Here is an 18,597-nt window from a genome sequence, read left to right on the forward strand (position 1 = left end):
ACCGTCCTTTTCAATACAGGCCGAGTCTTTCGGCCCGTTCAAGCGCAAAAAAATTACCGCCATCCTGAAGGTTTGAACGTCAGGACGGCGGTAACTATCTGGCACTTGAAAGAACGCTGATCAGCGTCGCAGCGGCATCCCCAGGTCGACACGCAGCCCATCCGCCTGGCTGTCGAACTTCAGCGAGCACGAGCAACGCTGCACAATCGCCTGCACAATCGCCAGGCCCAGGCCACAGCCTTCGCTGCTGCCGTTGCGCCAGAAGCGTTGGGTCAGGTATTGCAGGTCCTCGCTGGAAATCTGTTTACCGTGGTCACGTACGCGAAACACCACCTGGCCGGCGCCGGTCAACACACTGAGTTCTACGCGGGTGTCTGCCGGGGTATGGCGCAGGGCGTTGTCCAGCAGGTTGCGCAAGGCGGCAACCGCCAGCCCCACAGGCATGTCCACCGGGGCATCGCAGAGGTTGTCCGGCAGGATCAAGTCGATACGTGAGTTATCGCCGGCATTGGCATCCTGGATCGCCAACCGTGCGACCTCCTCGGCACTGGACTGCACGCCATCGTCAAACGACAGGCTGCCTTCCACCCGCGCCAGCAACAGCAATTGCTCCAGGGTCCGGTGCAGGCGGTCGGCGCCTTCCTCGGCATGGGCCAGGGACTGGTCGCGGGCCGCGCCTTCGGTCATGCGCGCAACTTGCAGATGGGTCTTGATCGCCGTCAGCGGGCTGCGCAGTTCATGGGCAGCATCGCCGGTCAGGCGGCGCTCACGCTCGATGGTCTTGGCGATGCGCTGCAACAGTTGGTTCTGGGTGTCGAGCAGCGGCTTGAGCTCGCTGGGCAGCGGGTGGATCTGCAGCGGTTCGAGAGAATCGGCACTGCGCCGCATCAGCGCATCACGCATGCGATTGAGCGGCAGCAGGCTCTGGCCGATGCCCAGCCACAGCAGGCACAGGCAACCGAGCATGGCCACACCCACCGGCACCGACGCCGCCAGCAGGATCGACATGTTCAGCGCTTCACGCTCCACCTGGCGGTCAGCGGTGGTAATCAACAGGTCGCCACGGGACAGGGTGAAGCTGCGCCAGCCCACGCCGTCGATCATCTGGTCACGAAAGCCACTGCGCTGCGACTCCAGGCCCTGGTCTGGCGTAGTGTGGCTGCGCGCCAGGATTTCCCCGCGCAACGAACTGACCTGGCAGGCCATGCCGCCGGGCACGTGCAGTTGCTCGGCACTGAAATGCGCGCCGCCGCTGACGCTGGCCAGACCCGGCATCTGCTCGGTCAGCCCCGCCACCATGCGCGCCGAAGCCACCAGGCGCTGGTCGAGGGAAAACATCATTTGGTTGCGCAGGTCGTTGAGCATCCAGGCTGCCGCCAGGGCCCAGATCAACACGAATGCGGCGCCGAGCTTGAAGGTCAGGCGCAGGCGCAGGCTTTTCACGAAACGCTCTCTCCATCATCCGCCGGCCCCAGGCGATAGCCCAGGCCACGCACGGTCTCGACGATGCCGTTGCCCAATTTGCGCCGCAGGTGATGGATATGCACGTTGAGGGCGTTACTCTCCAACTCATCATTGAAGCCGTAGACGCTGTCCTTGAGCTGCTCGCTGGACAGCACTCGGCCCTTGTTGTGCAGCAGCGCCTGCAGCAGCGCCTGCTCGCGCCGGGACAAATCCACCGGCTGGCCGCCGAGCAGGGTTTCGCGGCTGCTGGGGTCATAGGTCAACCGGCCGTGTTCGATCAGGTTGACGCTGCGCCCCGCCATCCGCCGCAGCAGGGTTTGCAGGCGTGCGGCCAATTCGCGCAAGTCGAAAGGTTTGAGCAGGTAGTCATCGGCACCGGCTTGCAGGCCGTCGACGCGGTTGGTCACCGAATCCCGTGCGGTGAGGATCAGCACCGGAATCTCCAGGCCCTGGCTGCGCAACTGTTGCAGCAGCTTGAGGCCGTCTTCGTCGGGCAAGCCAAGGTCGAGCACCATGATGTCGAAGGTCGCCGCCTTGAGCATCGCGCGCGCGGCAGCCGCCGTGGCCACGCGCTCGACCGTAAAGCCCTGGGCGGTGAGGCCGGCCACGATGCCGCTGGCGATCAGTTCGTCGTCTTCGCAGACCAGTACGTGCATGGTGAACCCTTCATGAAAGATGGGGTGATTAAAGGTGCAGCGGATTAAGCGCAGATTATGCCGTGAAAAGAGGCAAGCTCAGATATTCCCTACACTTTAGAATAGCGCCGGGTTAATCATCGGTTAATCAACGCCACACATTGTGTGCCTCACTTGCATCGAACTAAGGCTTGACCATGCGGCATCTGTTTACCTTTCTGCTGGTGTTATTCGCGGGGTTCGCCCAGGCCGCGCCGGGCAACCCCTTTGAGACCAAACCCGATTTCCTCCCGGTGGGCATGGCCTTCACCTTTACCTCCGAGCGCCTGGAATCCGGTGAAACACAGCTGTATTGGCAGATTGCCGACGGTTATTACCTGTACAAACAGCGCATGAAGTTCGACGGCCTCGCCGAACAACCCGTGCTCCCCCAAGGCGAAGCCCACAGCGACGAGTTCTTTGGCGAGCAGCAAGTGTATCGCCAGGGCCTGGAGGTGAAGCTCCCCGCAGGTGTCACCGGCAAGGTCAAGCTGGGCTGGCAGGGCTGCGCCGACGCGGGCCTGTGCTACCCGCCGCAGTCGATCACCGTAGACATGGGTGGCAACCCGGCCGTTGCAGCGACCGCCGAGGCCCAGGACCAGAGCCTGGCCAGCGGCCTGCAACAGCGCAGCCTGGGCTGGAGCCTGCTGGTGTTCTTTGGCCTGGGCCTGCTCCTGGCGTTTGCGCCGTGTTCGTTGCCGATGCTGCCGATCCTCGCCGGCCTGGTCGTGGGCAGCGGCGCCAGCCCGCGTCGCGGCTTCGCCTTGGCCAGCAGCTACGTGGTGTGCATGGCGCTGGTATACGCCGCGCTGGGTGTTTTGGCCGCATTGCTGGGCGCCAATCTCGCCGCCCTGCTGCAAACGCCGTGGATCCTCGGTAGCTTCGCCGCACTGTTTGTCATTCTCGCCCTGCCGATGTTCGGCTTTTTTGAACTGCAACTGCCGGCCTTCCTGCGTGATCGCCTGGACAACGTCAGCCGCCAGCAAAGCGGCGGCAGCCTGGTGGGTGCCGGTATTCTCGGCGCCTTGTCCGGCCTGCTGGTCGGCCCGTGCATGACCGCGCCCCTGGCCGGCGCGCTGCTGTACATCGCCCAGAGCGGCAATGCGCTGCACGGGGGCTTGATCCTCTTCGCCATGGGGATCGGCATCGGCATTCCATTGCTGCTGCTGGTGACGGTAGGCAACCGCTTCCTGCCCAAGCCGGGCACGTGGATGAATGTGCTCAAGGGCATCTTCGGCTTCCTGTTCCTCGCCACGGCCGTATTGATGATTCGCCCCGTAGTCGACGAAAGCCTGTGGCTCGGTTTGTGGGGCGGGCTGGCGTTGGTGATGGCTTACTGCGGCTGGACACTGGCCCGCGAGTACGGCCTGGCGGCCAAGGTCTTCGGTGCCGGCGCCCTGGTGCTGGGCCTGTGGGGCGCAGTGCTGGTGGTGGGTGCGGCCGGTGGCAGCGACGACCTGTGGCAACCGTTGAAGGTGTACAGCGGCACACAGGTCACTGGCGCGCCCACCGCCCACGACGCCTTCATGACCATCAATGACCCCGCCGTGCTGCAAAACCAACTCGACAGCGCCAAGGCCCAGGGCCAATGGGTGCTGGTGGACTACTACGCTGACTGGTGCGTGTCGTGCAAGATCATGGAGAAACAGGTGTTCGGCCAACCCGAAGTCCTCGACGCCCTGAAAGACGTACGCCTGCTGCGCCTGGACGTCACTGCCGACAACGCCGCCAGCCGCGAGCTGCTGGGTCGCTACAAAGTACCGGGGCCACCGAGCTTCGTCTGGATCGGCCCTGACGGCGAAGAACGCCGCGCCCAGCGCATCACCGGCGAAGTAAACGCCGCCGCCTTCCTGCAACGCTGGACCCAAGCCCGGGACGCTCTCTGATGCTGACCCTGACCATCGGCACCTTCGCCATCGCGCTGAATCACATTCTGCTGATCAGCGCGCTGATTCTCGCCACCCTGGTGGGCTGGCGCGTGGCCAAGCGTGGCGGTGAGAACCCGGAATCGGTGCTGTTCAGCCTGTTCCTGCTGGGCATGCTCGCGGCGCGCATCAGCTTTGTGCTGATGTACTGGCGTTACTACAGCAGCGACTGGCTGCAGATGGTCGACCTGCGCGACGGCGGCTTTCTCGCCTGGCCCGGCATCATCGCCCTGATCCTCGGTGCACTGGCCTACGGCTGGCGTCGCCCGGCGCTGCGCAAGCCGCTGAGCGCCGGGGTCATCACTGGCCTGGTGTTCTGGGGCATGACCAGCCTGGCCCTCAACCTCTATGACAAAGGCACCCAACTGCCGCAGATCACCTTGCGCAATGCCGACGGCCAGGAAGTGCAACTGACCGACTACAAGGGCGGCCCGCTGGTCATCAACCTGTGGGCCACCTGGTGCCCGCCGTGTCGCCGGGAAATGCCGGTGCTGGAGCGCGCGCAACATCAACGCCCCGACGTCACCTTCCTGTTCGTCAACCAGGCCGAAAGCATGCAAAGCGTCAGCACTTACCTGGCCACCCAGGGCCTGACCCTCGACAACGTATTGTTCGACGCCAGCGGCCGTCTCGGCCAGGCCGTGGGCTCCATGGCCTTGCCGACCACGTTGTTCTATACAGCCGACGGGCGCCTGGTCAACAGCCACCTGGGCGAGTTGTCCCAGGCCAGCCTGGCCCGCGCCATGGAACCCTTCGACACCGCCCCTCAAAGGAAACCGACATGCCAAGCCTCCGCCACCTGCTGACCCTGCTGCCACTGATGGCGGCGGCCACCCTGGCCCACGCCGAAGACTGGCCGGCGCCGATCAAACAGATTGAAGCCAAGGGCGCCAGGATCATCGGCAAATTCGACGCCCCCAGCGGCCTCACCGGCTACGCCGCGCAATACCAGAACCGCGGCATGGCCCTGTACCTGACCGCCGACGGCAAACACGTGATCGCCGGCAACCTGTACGACGCCCAGGGCAATGACCTGAGCACCGCGCCCCTGGAAAAACTGGTGTACGCGCCGATGGCCAAGGAAGTCTGGGCCAAGATGGAAAAAAGCAGCTGGATCCAGGACGGCGACAAAAACGCGCCGCGCATCGTCTACCTGTTCAGCGACCCCAACTGCCCGTACTGCAACATGTTCTGGGAACAGGCGCGCCCGTGGGTCAAGGCCGGCAAGGTGCAGTTGCGCCACATCATGGTCGGCATCATCCGCGAAGACAGCGCGGCCAAGTCGGCTGCTCTGTTTGCCGCCAAAGACCCGCAAAAAGCCCTCGAAGAACACGAAGCCGCCGGCAAGGGCAGCAAATTGCAGGCACTGGAGAAGATCCCGGCCGATATCGAAGCCAAGCTCGATGCCAACATGAAGTTGATGGATGAGTTGGAACTGTCCGCCACCCCGGCGATTTTCTACCTGGATGACAAGGGTGGGTTGCAGCAACAGCAAGGCGCGCCGTCGCCGGATAAGTTGGTGAAGATTATGGGGCCCAAGTAAGCGGCGCTTGGTCTGACGCCATCGGGGGCAAGCCCCCGATGGGTCCCTCAAACCCAGCGAAAATTAAAGCCCCTCCAACTGCGCCATCAAATCACTCAACCGATCCACCTTCTGCGCGCTGATGTCATTGGCCGCAAGCCCATCGATATACTCGGCCAACTCCGCCACCGTGCTGCACTCGAACATCGCCCGCAACGGCACATCGCGCTGTAAGGTCTTCTGCACCCGCGAGGCAATCTGCGTGGCCAACAACGAGTGCCCGCCCAGTTCAAAGAAGTTGTCTTCGACGCCCACCCGCTCGACCTTGAGCACTTCGGCCCAGATCGCGGCCAGTGTGCCTTCCAGTTCGTTGCGCGGCGCCAGGTAGTCCTGGCTGTGCAACTGGCCGATCTCCAGGGCTGGCAGCGCATTGCGGTCGAGTTTGCCGTTGGCGTTGAGCGGCAGGCGGTCAAGCCACAGCCAGTGCAGCGGCACCATGTATTCCGGCAGTTCGGCGCGCAGGCGTTGCTTGATGCGGTCCAGGCGTTCGCTGGGGTTGAGGGCTTCATCGGCCGCCACCAGGTAACCCACCAGGTGTTTACCGTTGACGCCCTCTTGCACGCCCACTGCGGCATCGCGTACTTCAGGTTGTTCGTGCAGGCGCGCTTCGATTTCACCCAGTTCGATGCGGTAGCCGCGGATCTTCACTTGATGGTCGATACGCCCCACATACTCCAGCACACCATCGCTGCGCCGACGCGCCAGGTCGCCGGTGCGGTACAGGCGCTCGCCCGGCGCACCGAACGGGTTCGGCACAAACACGCCGGCCGTGCGCAACGGGTCGCTGACATAACCACGACCGACGCCGGTACCGGCGACACACAGCTCGCCCACGGCGCCTTGTGGCACCAACTCCAGCGCGCCATCGAGCAGGTACAGGCGGTTGTTGTCGGTCGGCGTACCGATCGGCAGGTAAGTGCCACGAGTAGACGCCAGGTCGACGCAAAAGAACGCCACGTCATCGGAACACTCTGCCGGGCCGTAAGCATTCACCAAACCGATCTGCGGGTAACGCAGCAACCATTGGTGCGCCAGTTCCGGCGGCATCGCTTCGCCGGTCGGCAGCATCCAGCGCAGGCCGTCGAGGCTGATACGGTCCTGGGCCAGCATGCCCTGGATCAACGACGGCACACTCTCCAGCACGCTGATGCCTTGTGCCTCAACGTGGGCCAGCAAGCCTTGGGGATCGTGGGCGATGGTGTTCGGCACGATATCCACCCGCGCGCCAAACAGCGGCGCGGCGAGGAACTGCCACACGGAAATATCGAAGCTTTGCGACGCGGTTTGCGCGATCACGTCCGCCGCGCTCAGGTCCAGGTACGGCAGTTTGCTCAGTTGGTTGTTGAGCATGCCGCGCTGTTCGACCATCACACCTTTGGGCAAACCGGTGGAGCCCGAGGTGTAGATCACATAGGCAAGGTTGTCCGGGCCGCTGTAGATGCCTGGGTTCTGCTCCGACGCCGCCAGTGCTTCCCACACCAGCAATTTAGGCCGCATACCACAGGCGAACGCCTCCAGCAGCGCCAATGCCTGCTCGCGGCACGCCTCGGTGCACACCAGCAACGGCGTACGGCTCAGGTCGATGATGCGGCTCAAGCGCTGGCTCGGAAGGCCCGGGTCCAGCGGCAGGTACCCGGCACCGGCCTTGAAGCTGCCAATGATCATGCCCAACAGGTCGAGGTTACGTTCAGCCAACAACGCCACCGGTTGATCCAGGCCGACGCCCGCCGCGATCAATGCGTGGCCCAGGCCGTTACTGCGGCGGTTGAGTTCATCAAAGGTCCATTGCTGGTCCAGGCAACTGGCGGCGATACGTTGCGGATGCGCGGCTACCTGGCGTTCGAACAGCTCGATATAACTGCTGTCCAGCGGATAGTCGTGTTCACTCTGGTTGCAACCGTCTACCAGGAATTCACGCTCCTGCTCGCCAATCAGCGGCAGGTCGGCCATGTCGCCATGGAAGCCTTGCACCAGCGCCAGCAGCAAGCGCTTGAACTCGCCAAGCATGCCCTGCACGGTGGTTTCGTCGAAGTAACGCTGGTCGTAGGACAGGTGCAAACCCAGGTCATCGCCGGGGTAGCACACGGCGGTCAGCGGGAAGTTGGTGTGGGTGCGGCCGGAATCGGAGGTGGCATTCAGGCTTTGTGCGCGGTCCAGTACCGAGGTTTCCACCGGAGCGTTTTCAAACACGAACAGGCTGTCGAACAACGGCTGGCCCTTGGGCAGTTCGCTGTGTTCCTGGAGGGTCACCAGCGGCAGGTATTCGTACTCGCGCAGTTGCATATTGCTGTCGAGCAGGCCGCTCAACCATTGGCGCACGCTGCAACGCTGGTCGTCTTCCGGCAGTTTCACCCGTAGCGCGATGCTGTTGATAAACAGGCCGACAGTGCGTTGCATCTCGGGCATGTCCACCGGACGCCCGGCCACGGTGACACCGAACAGCACGTCGCGATCACCGCTCAAGCGACGCAGCACCAGCGCCCAGGCCGCCTGGGCAAAGGTGTTGACGGTGAGTTGATGGGCTTGGGCCAACTCGCGCAGTTGCGCGCCGTCGCGGGCATCCAGGCGGGTGTAGCAGTCACCCACCACCATGCCGCCGCTGTGGCCCGCGTGTTCACGCAAGAACGGCCGGTCGCTCGGGATCGGCGTGGCGCGCTCGAACCCTTGCAGGTTCTGCTGCCACCACTGGCGGGCCTCATTCAGGTTCTGGCGTTGCAGCCAGGCAATGTAGTCGCGATAACGCGGCGGCGTGGCCAACTGCGCTTCACGGCCTTCGCCCAGGGCGATGTAGATGTCGAAGAAGTCATTCATCAGCAGCGAACGGCACCAGGCATCGATGAGGATGTGGTGGTTGCTCATCATGAACCAATAGCGCGCTGCGTCGACGCGGATCAGCCGCAGGTGGAACGGCGCCTGGTTGAGCAGATCAAAACCGGCTTCGCGCTCGGACTTAAGCAGCGCTTGCAGACGCGGCTCTTGCTCAGCCTCGGTATCGTCGCTCCAGTCCAGGTACTCGATCGGTGTGCTGCCCGGTTTGTGGATCACTTGCAGCATGTCTTCGCCGACGTTCCAGCAGAACGAGGCACGCAAGGCTTCATGACGGGCGATCACCGCTTGCCACGCCTGGGCGAAACGCTCGGGGTCCAGGGCACTGTTGATGCGGTAGCGATCCTGCATGTAGTACAGGCCGGTGCCGGGCTCCAGCAGGGTGTGCAGCAGCAGGCCCTCTTGCATTGGCGTCAGCGGGTACACGTCTTCGATGACGCTGGCCGGTACGGGCAAGCTGTCGAGCTGCGACTGGTTGAGTCGCGCCAGGGGGAAGTCCGATGGCGTGAGACCACCGGCATCGTCCTTCAGGCAATGCGCGATCAGGCTGTTCAGCTCGGCCAGGTAGGCCTCGGCCAACTCGCGAATGGTGTGGGCATCATGACGCTCACGGCTGAAGGTCCAGCGCAGCACCAGTTCACCGCCATACACCTGGCTGTCGATGCTCAGTTCATTAGGCAGCGGCGCATCCGGGTCATGGGCCATACCCGCCGATTCATCCAGCGGATGGAACAGCGCATCGGCGCCGAAGCTCTGGTCGAACTGGCCGAGGTAGTTGAAGGTGATATCGGCGGTGTGCAGTGCCGCCATGGTCTGCTGGCTCAGGTCGTCCGCCAGGTAGCGCAGCACGCCATAACCGAGGCCCTTGTGCGGCACACCGCGCAGTTGCTCCTTGATGGCCTTGATCGAGTCGCCTTGCTCAGCCAGCGGCGTCAGGCGCAGCGGGTAAGCACTGGTGAACCAACCCACGCTGCGGGTCAGGTCGATCTCATCGAACAGGGTTTCGCGACCATGACCTTCCAGTTGGATCAGCGCCGAGTCATGCCCACTCCAGCGGCACAGCACGCGGGCCAAGGCGCTCAGCAGCAGGTCGTTGACCTGGGTGCGGTACGCGCTTGGGGCTTGCTGCAGCAACTGGCGGGTGCGTTCGGCGTCGAGGCGCACGCTGACCGTTTCGGCATCGCGATTGCGCCGTGAACCTTGCGGGCGATCCACCGGCAATGTCACCGTCGGGCCGGCCAATTGGTCCTGCCACACATTCAGTTCTTCGCGCAGGGATTCGCTGCCGGCATAAGCCTGCAAGCGCGCAGCCCAGTCACGCAAGGCGCTGGTCTTGGCCGGCAGGCTGACAGACTGGCCCTCGCTCAATTGGCGATAGACGTTTTGCAGGTCTTCGAGCAACACGCGCCACGACACGCCGTCGACCACCAAGTGGTGGATCGCAATCAGCAGGCGTTGCTGGCCTTGAGGGCCATCCACCAGCAAGGCGCGCAGCAGCGGGCCCTGTTCCAGGTCGAGGCTGCGCTGGGTGTCGGTGAACAGTGCGGTGCACTGCGCCATATCCCGCACTTGTGCCTGCATCAGCACGCCACCCAGGGGCACGGCCAAGTGTTCGGCGTGCCACTGCGCATCGCGCGGGGTGAAGCTCAGACGCAGCGCATCGTGATGTTCCAGCACCGCCAGCAGCGCTTGCTCCAGGCGATGGGGTTCGAGCAATTGCAGCGGCTTGAGCACCAACGCCTGGTTCCAGTGATGACGCGCCGGGATGTCGGTGTCAAAGAACCAGTGCTGGATCGGCGTCAGGCCCGAGCTGCCGGTAAGCAGGCCTTGCTCGGCGGAGACTTGCTCGGTACGTGTGGCGACGGCGGCCAGGGTTTGCACGGTCTGGTGCTGGAACAGGTCGCGGGGGCTGAAGTGAATCCCCGCCTGCCGCGCCCGGCTGACCACCTGGATCGACAGGATCGAGTCGCCGCCCAGTTCAAAGAAGTTATCGTCGAGGCCGACTTGCGGCACGTTCAACACCGCGCACCAGATCGCCGCCAAGGTGCTTTCCAGTTCGTTGCGCGGGGCCACGTACTGTTGGCGATTGGCCGCAGGATCGGGCTCTGGCAAGGCACGTCGGTCGAGTTTGCCGTTGGCGGTCAGCGGCATGCTGTCGAGCACGATCAGATGCGCAGGCACCATGTAGTCCGGCAGTTGCGCCTTGAGGTGAGCCTTCAAGGCTTCGCGCAATGGGCCGTGCTCGGCGTCGCTGACCAGATACGCCACCAACTGTTTGCCACTCGGCGAATCCAGCGCCAGCACCACCGCTTCGCGCACGGCGTCGTGTTCCAGCAGGCGGGTTTCAATTTCGCCCAGCTCGATACGGAAACCACGGATTTTCACTTGATGGTCGATACGCCCCAGGTACTCCACCAGGCCATCGGCGCGTTGGCGCACCAGGTCGCCGGTGCGGTACAGACGGCCGCCATTTGTGGCAAATGGATCGGCGACAAAACGCTCTGCCGTCATGCCCGGCCGTTGGTGATAACCCTGGGCCAGGCCGGCGCCGCCGATATACAACTCGCCGGTCGCGCCTTGGGGCACCAAGGCCAGGTCAGCGTCGAAAATGTAGGCCACACGGTCGCCGATAATGCTGCCGATCGGCACGCTGGCGGCGCCCTCCTCCAGTTGCTGCGGCGCCAGGCTGGCCAGCGGCATTACCACGGTTTCAGTCGGGCCATAGGCGTTGAAAAACACCTGGGGCTGGAACGCCGCACGAATGCGCTGCAAGTGTTCACCGGTCAGCGCTTCACCGCCGGTGATGCACATGCGCACCGGCAAGGTCTGGTGCTGGGTCGCCAGCCATTGCGCCAACTGGCTGCCATAGCTTGGGGTAAAGCCGAGGATATTGATGCGATGGGTGCGGATCAGCCCGCAGATTTCCTCGGCGTCCCATTGGCCCTGAGCCCGCAGGACCACTTGCGCGCCGCTGAGCAACGGCACCAGCAAACGCTCGGTGGCGGCGTCGAAGTTGATCGAATAGAAATGCAGTTCGCAGTCATCCGGGCGCATGCCGAAACGTTCGATCACCGCCTGGCAATGCATGGCGATTTCGCCGTGGGAGACCACCACGCCTTTCGGTTTGCCGGTGGAGCCGGAGGTGTAGATCAGGTACGCCTGATGTTGCGCCAGGCTGATAAACGGCAGCTCATCGGCCGGGTAATTCGCCAGCATTGGCGAGTCATCTTCCAGGCACCAGCACGCTACCGTGGCCGGCAGTTCACCCAGGGCTTCGAACATCGCCGCGTCGCTGAGCAGCAGGCCAATGCCGCTGTCTTCGATCATGTAGTGCAAGCGGTCCAGCGGGTATTCCGGGTCCAGCGGCACATAGGCGCCGCCGGCCTTGAGGATCGCCAGCAGGCCGACGACCATTTCCAGGGACCGCGCCAGCGCCAGGCCGACGCGCACCTGCGGGCCAACGCCGCGCTCGCGCAGCATCCAGGCCAGGCGATTGGCGCGGGCGTCGAGCTCGGCGTATGTGAGGGTTTCACCGGCAAAGGTCAGCGCTGGCGCATCGGCACGTTTGACGGCCTGCTGGCTGAACAGTTGATGAATGCACTGGTCGAGACGGTGCTCACCGGCTTCGATGCCCAGGCTGTCTTGCAATGCCCGCTGCTCAGTGGCCGTCAGCAACGGCAGCTCACTGAGGCGTTGTTGTGGATCGGCGATCAGCGCCTCCAGCAGGTTGCGCCAGTGCTCGGCCATGCGTGCGATGCGCGGTTCGTCGAACAGATCAGTGCTGTAGGTCAGGCAGCAACCCAGGCGATGGTCGAGGTCGGTGACTTCCAGGTTGAGGTCGAACTTGGTCGCACGGGCATCGTTGGCCAGGTACTCGACGGTCATCCCCGCCAGTTGACGGCTCTGCTGGAACTCCCAGCGCTGCACGTTGCACATCACTTGGAACAGCGGGTTATACGCCGCACTGCGCGGCGGTTGCAGGGCTTCCACCAGATGGTCGAACGGCAGGTCCTGGTGGGACTGGCCTTCTATCACGGTGTGGCGCACTTGCTCGAACAACTCACCCACATTCATCTGCCCAGTGAGCTGGCAACGCAGCACCTGGGTGTTGAGGAACGCGCCGATCAGCCCTTCGCTTTCCGGGCGGATACGGTTGGCCACGGGGGCGCCGATACGCAGGTCAGTCTGGCCGCTGTAGCGGTAGAGCAACACGGCCAGGGTCGCGGTCATGGTCATGAACAGCGTAAGGCCGCGTTCGGCGTTGAAGGCGCGCACGCGGGCGGCCAAGTCGTCGCTCAGGTCGAAGCGGTACAGCTCGCCCTGGTGGCTTTGTACCGGTGGGCGTGGGCGGTCGCCGGGCAGTTCCAGCAACGGATGCTCAGTGCCCAGTTGCGCGGTCCAGTAATCCAGTTGGCGTTGGCGCTCGCCGGATTCCAGCCATTGGCGCTGCCACACGCTGTAGTCGAGGTATTGCACCGGCAACGGCGCCAGTGGCGACAGGCGCTCGTCGATAAAGGCTTCGTACAGCGCGCTGAGTTCACGGGCAAAGATGTCCATCGCCCAGCCTTCGGTGACGATGTGGTGCAAGGTCAGCACCAGGTAGTGTTCCTGCTCGCCGGCCTTGACCACACATGCACGCAGCAGCGGCCCGGTCTCCAGGTTGAACGGCGTGTGGGCCTCATGGTCGGCCAGTTGCTGCAAGCGCTGCTGGCGCTCGGTTTCGTTCAGCGTGGAAATATCCTGCCAGTCCATGCGCAGGCCGGTCTGCGTCGAGACCTTTTGATAGGCCACGCCGTCGACACTCGGGAACGTGGTGCGCAGAGTTTCGTGGCGCATGATCAAGGCTTGCAATGCTGCCTCGAAACGCCCCACATCCAGCACGCCACGCAGGCGTGCCATGCCGCCGACGTTGTAGGCCGGGCTGTCCGGTTCCATCTGCCAGAGGAACCACATGCGCTGCTGGGAATAGGACAACGGCACCGGCTGGCTGCGGTCGACCTGGCCAATCGCAGTTTGCTGGTTGCGCTGACCCGAGGCCTGGATCAGACCGACCTGCTCGGCAAACGCGCCCAACTCGCTGGCTTCGAACAAGGTGCGCAACGGCAGTTCGACGTCGCAGGCCTGGCGGGTGCGGGAGATGATTTGCGTGGCCAGCAACGAGTGGCCGCCAAGGGCGAAGAAGTCGTCACGCAGGCCGATTGTTGGCAGGCCGAGCACTTCGCGCCAGATCGCGGCAATCTGCTGCTGCAAGGGGGTTTCGGGCTCAATGTGTTCGCGGGTTTGCCACACCGGCTCCGGCAATGCGCGGCGGTCCAGTTTGCCGCTGGGGCTCAGGGGCATGGCGTCCAGGCGCATCAGCAGCGCGGGCACCATGTACTCCGGCAACTCGGCGGCCAGGGCGGTTTTCACGTCCTGTTCGTCCAGCGCGGTGCTTGCGGTGTAGTAGCCGATCAGCGTGGCATTGCGCACCAGCACCACCGCCTGGGCGATACCGTCGAGGGCCAGCAGGCGCGCTTCGATTTCTTCTGGCTCTACGCGAAAGCCGCGCAGCTTGACCTGCTGATCAAGGCGGCCCAGGTATTCGAGCACGCCGCCAGCATTCCAGCGCACGCGGTCACCGGTGCGATACAGGCGCGCGCCCGCCTCGCCCAGCGGGTCAGCGATAAAACGTTCGGCGGTCAAGCCGGCACGGCCGAGATAACCCCGCGCCAGGCCAATGCCACCGATGCACAATTCACCCGGCACACCGGCCGGCAGCAGGTTGAGCTGATCGTCCAACACGCGGCAGATCACATTGCCCAGCGGCCGGCCAATCGGTGAACGCTCGCCATCTTCGGCGGTGCAGTGCCAGTGGGTGACGTTGATCGCGGTTTCGGTCGGGCCATAACGGTTGTGCAACTGCACCGCTGGCAATTGGGCCAGGACGCGGTTGCGCAGCTCGGCCGGCAAGGCTTCGCCGCCAGAGAACAGGCGACGCAGGCTGGTGCATTCGGCAACCAATGGCTCGTCGATAAACAGCTGCAACAGCGGCGGCACAAAGTGCAGGGTGGTCACACCGTGTTCCTGCACCAGCTGCGCGATGCGGTGCGGGTCGCGATGCTCGCCAGGACCGGCCAGCACCAGGCGGCAACCGGTGATCAGCGGCCAGAAGCACTCCCACACCGACACGTCGAAACTGATGGGCGCCTTTTGCATCAGCACGTCAGTCTCGTTCAGTTGGTAAGTGGCCTGCATCCACTGCAAGCGCTCGGCCAGGGCCGCGTGGGTGTTGCCCACGCCTTTGGGCTGGCCGGTGGAGCCGGAGGTGTAGATCACGTAGGCGAGGTTGTCGCCGTGCAGGTGCAGGCCCGGTGCCTGGGTCGGCCAGCTGTCCAGGTGCAGGCTGTCCATCGCGATCACGCACACGCCGTCGGCGGCTGGCAGTTGTTCCAGCAGCGCGGTCTGGGTCAGCAGCAGTTGCACGCCGCTGTCCTTGAGCATGTAGGCCAGGCGCTCGGCAGGGTAATCCGGGTCCAGCGGCACATAGGCGCCACCGGCCTTGATGATCGCGAGGAGGCCGATCAGCAGTTGCGGCGAGCGCTCGGCGGCGATGGCCACGCACACGTCCGGGCCGACGCCTTTGTCGCGCAGGTAATGGGCCAGGCGGTTGGCCTGGGTGTGCAGTTGGGCGAAGGTCAGGCTGCCGTCCTCCCAGACCAGCGCGGTGTTGTCCGAAGTCTGCTGGTTGAGCAGCTCGGGCAACCATTGCTGGGCCGGCGCGCACGGCGCTGCGCCCCACGGCTGCTGCTCGTCTGCGTGCATCAAGTTGAGGTCGCCAAGGGCTTGCTGGGGTTGTTCGCAGATGGCGTGCAGCAGGTTGATGAAGTGGTCGGCGAGGCGCAGGATGGTTGCGCCGTCGAACAGCTCATCGGCGTAGTCGAACGCCAGGCTCAGGCGCCCGTTGCGGTCTTCTTCGCTGTGCAGTTGCAGGTCGAACTTGGCTTCGCGGCTGTGCCACGCCAGCTCATCGGCGAGCATGCCGGGCAGGCGACGCAAGGCGCTGAGGTCGCGTTGCTGGTGGTTGAACATGACCTGGAACAAGCCCTGCTCACGCGCTTGCGGGAAGGCTTCCAGCAGTTGCTCGAACGGCAGGTCTTGATGGGCCTGGGCGCCCAATGCAGTCTCGCGGGTGGCAACCAACAGCTGGTTGAATGGCAGGCGCCCGTCCAGTTCGGCGCGCAGCACCAGGGTGTTGATAAAGAAGCCGATCAGGCCTTGGGTTTCCTGGCGCGGGCGGTTGGCATTGGGCACGCCGATGCGGATATCGCGCTGGCCGCTGTAGCGGTAGAGCAAGGTCTGGAAGGCCGCCAGCAACAGCATGAACGGTGTGGACTCATTGGCCTGGGCGGTCTTGCGAATCGCTTCGCTGAGGCCGGCGCTCAGGCGCACGCTATGGCGCGCAGCACTGTGCAAGTGGTGCGCGGAGCGCGGGTGGTCGGTGGCCAGGCTCAGGGTTGGATGCTCGTCCCCCAGTTGGTTTTTCCAGTACGCCAGTTGGCGCTGGCCTTCACCTTCGGCCAGCCATTGACGCTGCCAAACGCCGTAGTCGGCGTATTGCAGTTCCAGGGCCGGCAGTGCCAGGGATTGGCCCTGGGAAGCGGCGGCGTACAGCCGCGAGAACTCGTCGATAAGGATGTTGAGCGACCAACCATCGGCAATGATGTGGTGCAGCGTCACCAGCAGTTGATGGTCTTCATCGTCCAGGCGCACCAGGGTCACCCACAGCAGCGGGCCTTTCTCCAGGTCGAACTGGGTACGTGCTTCATCTTCGCGGATCTGTTGCGCGCGGGCTTCACGCTCGGCGGCGGGCAGGTCACTGAGGTCGATGACTTGCAGCTCGAACGCCACGTTGGCGTCAACGCGCTGGAAGGCCTGGCCGTCACGCTCGTAGAAGCGCGTGCGCAGGGCTTCGTGGCGCTGGATCAGGTGCTGGAAGCTCAGGCGCACCGCGTCTTCGTCCAATTCGCCACGCAGGCGCAGGCCACCGGGAATGGTGTAGGCGCTGCTCTGGGGATCCAGTTGCCAGGTGATCCACAGGCGGTTCTGGGCCAGGGATTGGGGCAGTTCGTCATGGCGCGACAAGGCATGAATCGCACCTTGGGCCACGCCGCCGTCCTGCTGCAATTGCGCCACATTGGCAGCAAACGCCGACAAGGTCGGCGCCTCGAACAGCATGCGCAGGTTCAGCTCCAGGCCGAGGGTTTCACGCAGGCGTGCGACCACTTGGGTAGCGGTGATGGAGTTACCGCCGAGCAGGAAGAAGTGATCGTCGGCGGCAACCGTCGCCACCTGCAACTGCTCGCACCAGATCGCCGCGATCTGCTGTTGCAGTTCGGATGCCAGCGCCGCGTCGCCCGCCGGCCCTTGCACATCCGGAAATTGCGCGTAGCTGTCGAGGCTGCCATCGGCGTGACGCAGCGCGCAGGCCGCACGCTGCACCTTGCCGCTGGAGGTCTTGGGCAATGCGCCGGGGTTAAGCAGCACCACCACACTCGGCGCCTCTTGGTACGCCTCGGCCACCGCTTGGCGGATCGCCTTGATCAGTGCTTCGGGCGGCAGGATTTTCTGCACGCTGCGGCTGATCTCGGCCGCGATGCCGATGCCTTCCAGGCCCTGGTCATTCACGGCAAACGCCGCGACGCGGCCTTTGCGCACCACTTCCACTTCGCGCTCGATGGTTTGCTCGATGTCCTGGGGGTACAGGTTGTGGCCGCGCACGATCAGCAGGTCTTTCAGGCGGCCGGTGATGTACACCTCGCCAAAGCGGATAAAGCCCAGGTCACCGGTGCGCAGCCAAGTGCGCCCGGCATGCTGGACGAAGGTCTTGGCAGTGGCTTCAGGGTTGCGCCAGTAGCCGTGGGCGATGCTGGGGCCGGTGGCCCAGAGTTCGCCGACGCTGTTGTCGGGCAATTCACTCAGGGTGTGGGGATCCACGATCAGCACCGCGTGTTCCGGCTGGCTGGTGCCGCAGCTCATGATCGCACTGCCCTGCCCCGGTTCGGCGCGGTTGGCGGCCAGGGCTGTCTCGTCGACGCGCAGCGCCGGGATGCCATGACCCCGGGTGCCGCCAGCGACAAACAACGTCGCCTCGGCCAGGCCGTAGGAGGCGAAGAAATTATCCGAGCTGAAACCACAGGCGGCGAACTTCTCGGCAAAACGTTCCAGGGTATCGAGACGGATGGGCTCAGAGCCCGAATAGGCCACGCGCCAGGTGCTCAGGTCCAAGCGTTCCAACGCCGACTCACTGACCCGTTCGCTGCACAGGCGGTAGGCGAAGTCCGGGCCGCCGCTGATGGTGCCGCCGTATTCGCTGATCGCTTCCAGCCAGCGCAACGGCCGGCCAAGGAAGTAGGCCGGCGACATCAGCACACAGGGCACGCCGCTGAAAATCGGTTGCAGCAGGCCGCCGATCAGGCCCATGTCGTGGTACAGCGGCAGCCAACTGACGATCACGTCGTCGGGGTTGAGGTCGATGCCGAAGCCGCGACGGATCAGCACTTCGTTGGCCACCAGGTTGCCGTGGCTGACCTGCACGCCCTTGGGCAGCGCGGTGGAGCCGGAGGTGTATTGCAGGAAAGCGATGTCGTCGGGCTGCAGATCGGGCGCGATCCAGTCGCCGGCGCGTTGCGCATCAAGGCTGTCAACGCTCAGCACCGGCGGCGCGTTTTCGATCTGCGCCAGGCCATCGGCGAGGCTGGCGATGGTCAGCAGCAAGCGCGGTTCGGCGTCGCTGATGATCGACAACAAACGCTCCTGATGATGACGACGGGTGGACTCCGGCGGGTAGGCCGGCACCGCGATCACACCGGCATACAGGCAACCAAAGAACGCCGCAACGTAATCCGGGCCACTGGGGAACAACAGCACGGCACGGTCGCCCAATTCGGCATTGGCCTGCAGGGCGCTGGCGATGGTGCGGGCGCGCTGGTCGAGGTCGCGGTAGCTGAGCACAACGCTGTGCTCGGCGGACTCGGCGAGGAAGCGCAGAGCCACCTGGTCCGGGGTCTGCGCAGCGCGACGTTGAAGGGACTGGACCAGTGTGCGGGGAAGTTCGAAGGCGTCCATCATGGGGTTCCTGCCTGAAATC

The 18,597-nt window shown here is 64.3% G+C and carries 6 protein-coding genes; 3 read left to right on the forward strand and 3 right to left on the reverse strand.

Annotated features, from left to right (window positions below):
* Positions 1–120: 120 nt before the first annotated feature.
* Both PspS35_RS20485 and PspS35_RS20490 read right to left on the reverse strand, forming a co-directional pair.
* A complete protein-coding gene (locus tag PspS35_RS20485) occupies positions 121–1,443 on the reverse strand; it encodes an ATP-binding protein (protein WP_159936554.1) in 1,323 nt (440 codons plus the stop codon).
* On the reverse strand, positions 1,440–2,120 hold the full coding sequence (locus tag PspS35_RS20490) for a response regulator (RefSeq protein WP_159936555.1): 681 nt from the start codon (positions 2,118–2,120) through the stop codon (positions 1,440–1,442). Before PspS35_RS20490 ends, PspS35_RS20485 begins: the two co-directional genes overlap by 4 nt.
* A 176-nt stretch (positions 2,121–2,296) precedes the next feature.
* Here PspS35_RS20490 and dsbD point away from each other — a divergent pair, with 176 nt between their 5' ends.
* The 3 genes from dsbD to dsbG are packed head-to-tail and all read left to right on the forward strand — an operon-like array spanning position 2,297 to position 5,606.
* A complete protein-coding gene (gene dsbD / locus PspS35_RS20495) occupies positions 2,297–4,024 on the forward strand; it encodes a protein-disulfide reductase DsbD (RefSeq protein ID WP_159936556.1) in 1,728 nt (575 codons plus the stop codon).
* On the forward strand, positions 4,024–4,869 hold the full coding sequence (locus PspS35_RS20500) for a TlpA disulfide reductase family protein (protein ID WP_159936557.1): 846 nt from the start codon (positions 4,024–4,026) through the stop codon (positions 4,867–4,869). Before dsbD ends, PspS35_RS20500 begins: the two co-directional genes overlap by 1 nt.
* A complete protein-coding gene (gene dsbG, locus PspS35_RS20505; RefSeq protein ID WP_159936558.1) occupies positions 4,845–5,606 on the forward strand; it encodes a thiol:disulfide interchange protein DsbG in 762 nt (253 codons plus the stop codon). The genes PspS35_RS20500 and dsbG overlap by 25 nt, the downstream gene beginning before the upstream one ends.
* 63 nt (positions 5,607–5,669) lie before the next feature.
* Here the strand turns inward: dsbG and PspS35_RS20510 are convergent, their stop codons facing one another.
* Positions 5,670–18,578: a non-ribosomal peptide synthetase gene (locus PspS35_RS20510; protein ID WP_159936559.1), complete on the reverse strand. Its 12,909-nt coding sequence runs from the start codon at positions 18,576–18,578 to the stop codon at positions 5,670–5,672.
* Positions 18,579–18,597 lie beyond the last annotated feature (19 nt).

The organism is Pseudomonas sp. S35 (genome assembly GCF_009866765.1).
Lineage (GTDB): Bacteria > Pseudomonadota > Gammaproteobacteria > Pseudomonadales > Pseudomonadaceae > Aquipseudomonas.

Coding starts and splice junctions, on each gene's coding strand:
- PspS35_RS20490 (WP_159936555.1), bottom strand. CDS start 2,120: ATGCACGTACTGGTCTGCGAAGACGACGAACTGATCGCCAGCGGCATC.
- dsbG (WP_159936558.1), top strand. CDS start 4,845: ATGCCAAGCCTCCGCCACCTGCTGACCCTGCTGCCACTGATGGCGGCG.
- PspS35_RS20500 (WP_159936557.1), top strand. CDS start 4,024: ATGCTGACCCTGACCATCGGCACCTTCGCCATCGCGCTGAATCACATT.
- dsbD (WP_159936556.1), top strand. CDS start 2,297: ATGCGGCATCTGTTTACCTTTCTGCTGGTGTTATTCGCGGGGTTCGCC.
- PspS35_RS20510 (WP_159936559.1), bottom strand. CDS start 18,578: ATGATGGACGCCTTCGAACTTCCCCGCACACTGGTCCAGTCCCTTCAA.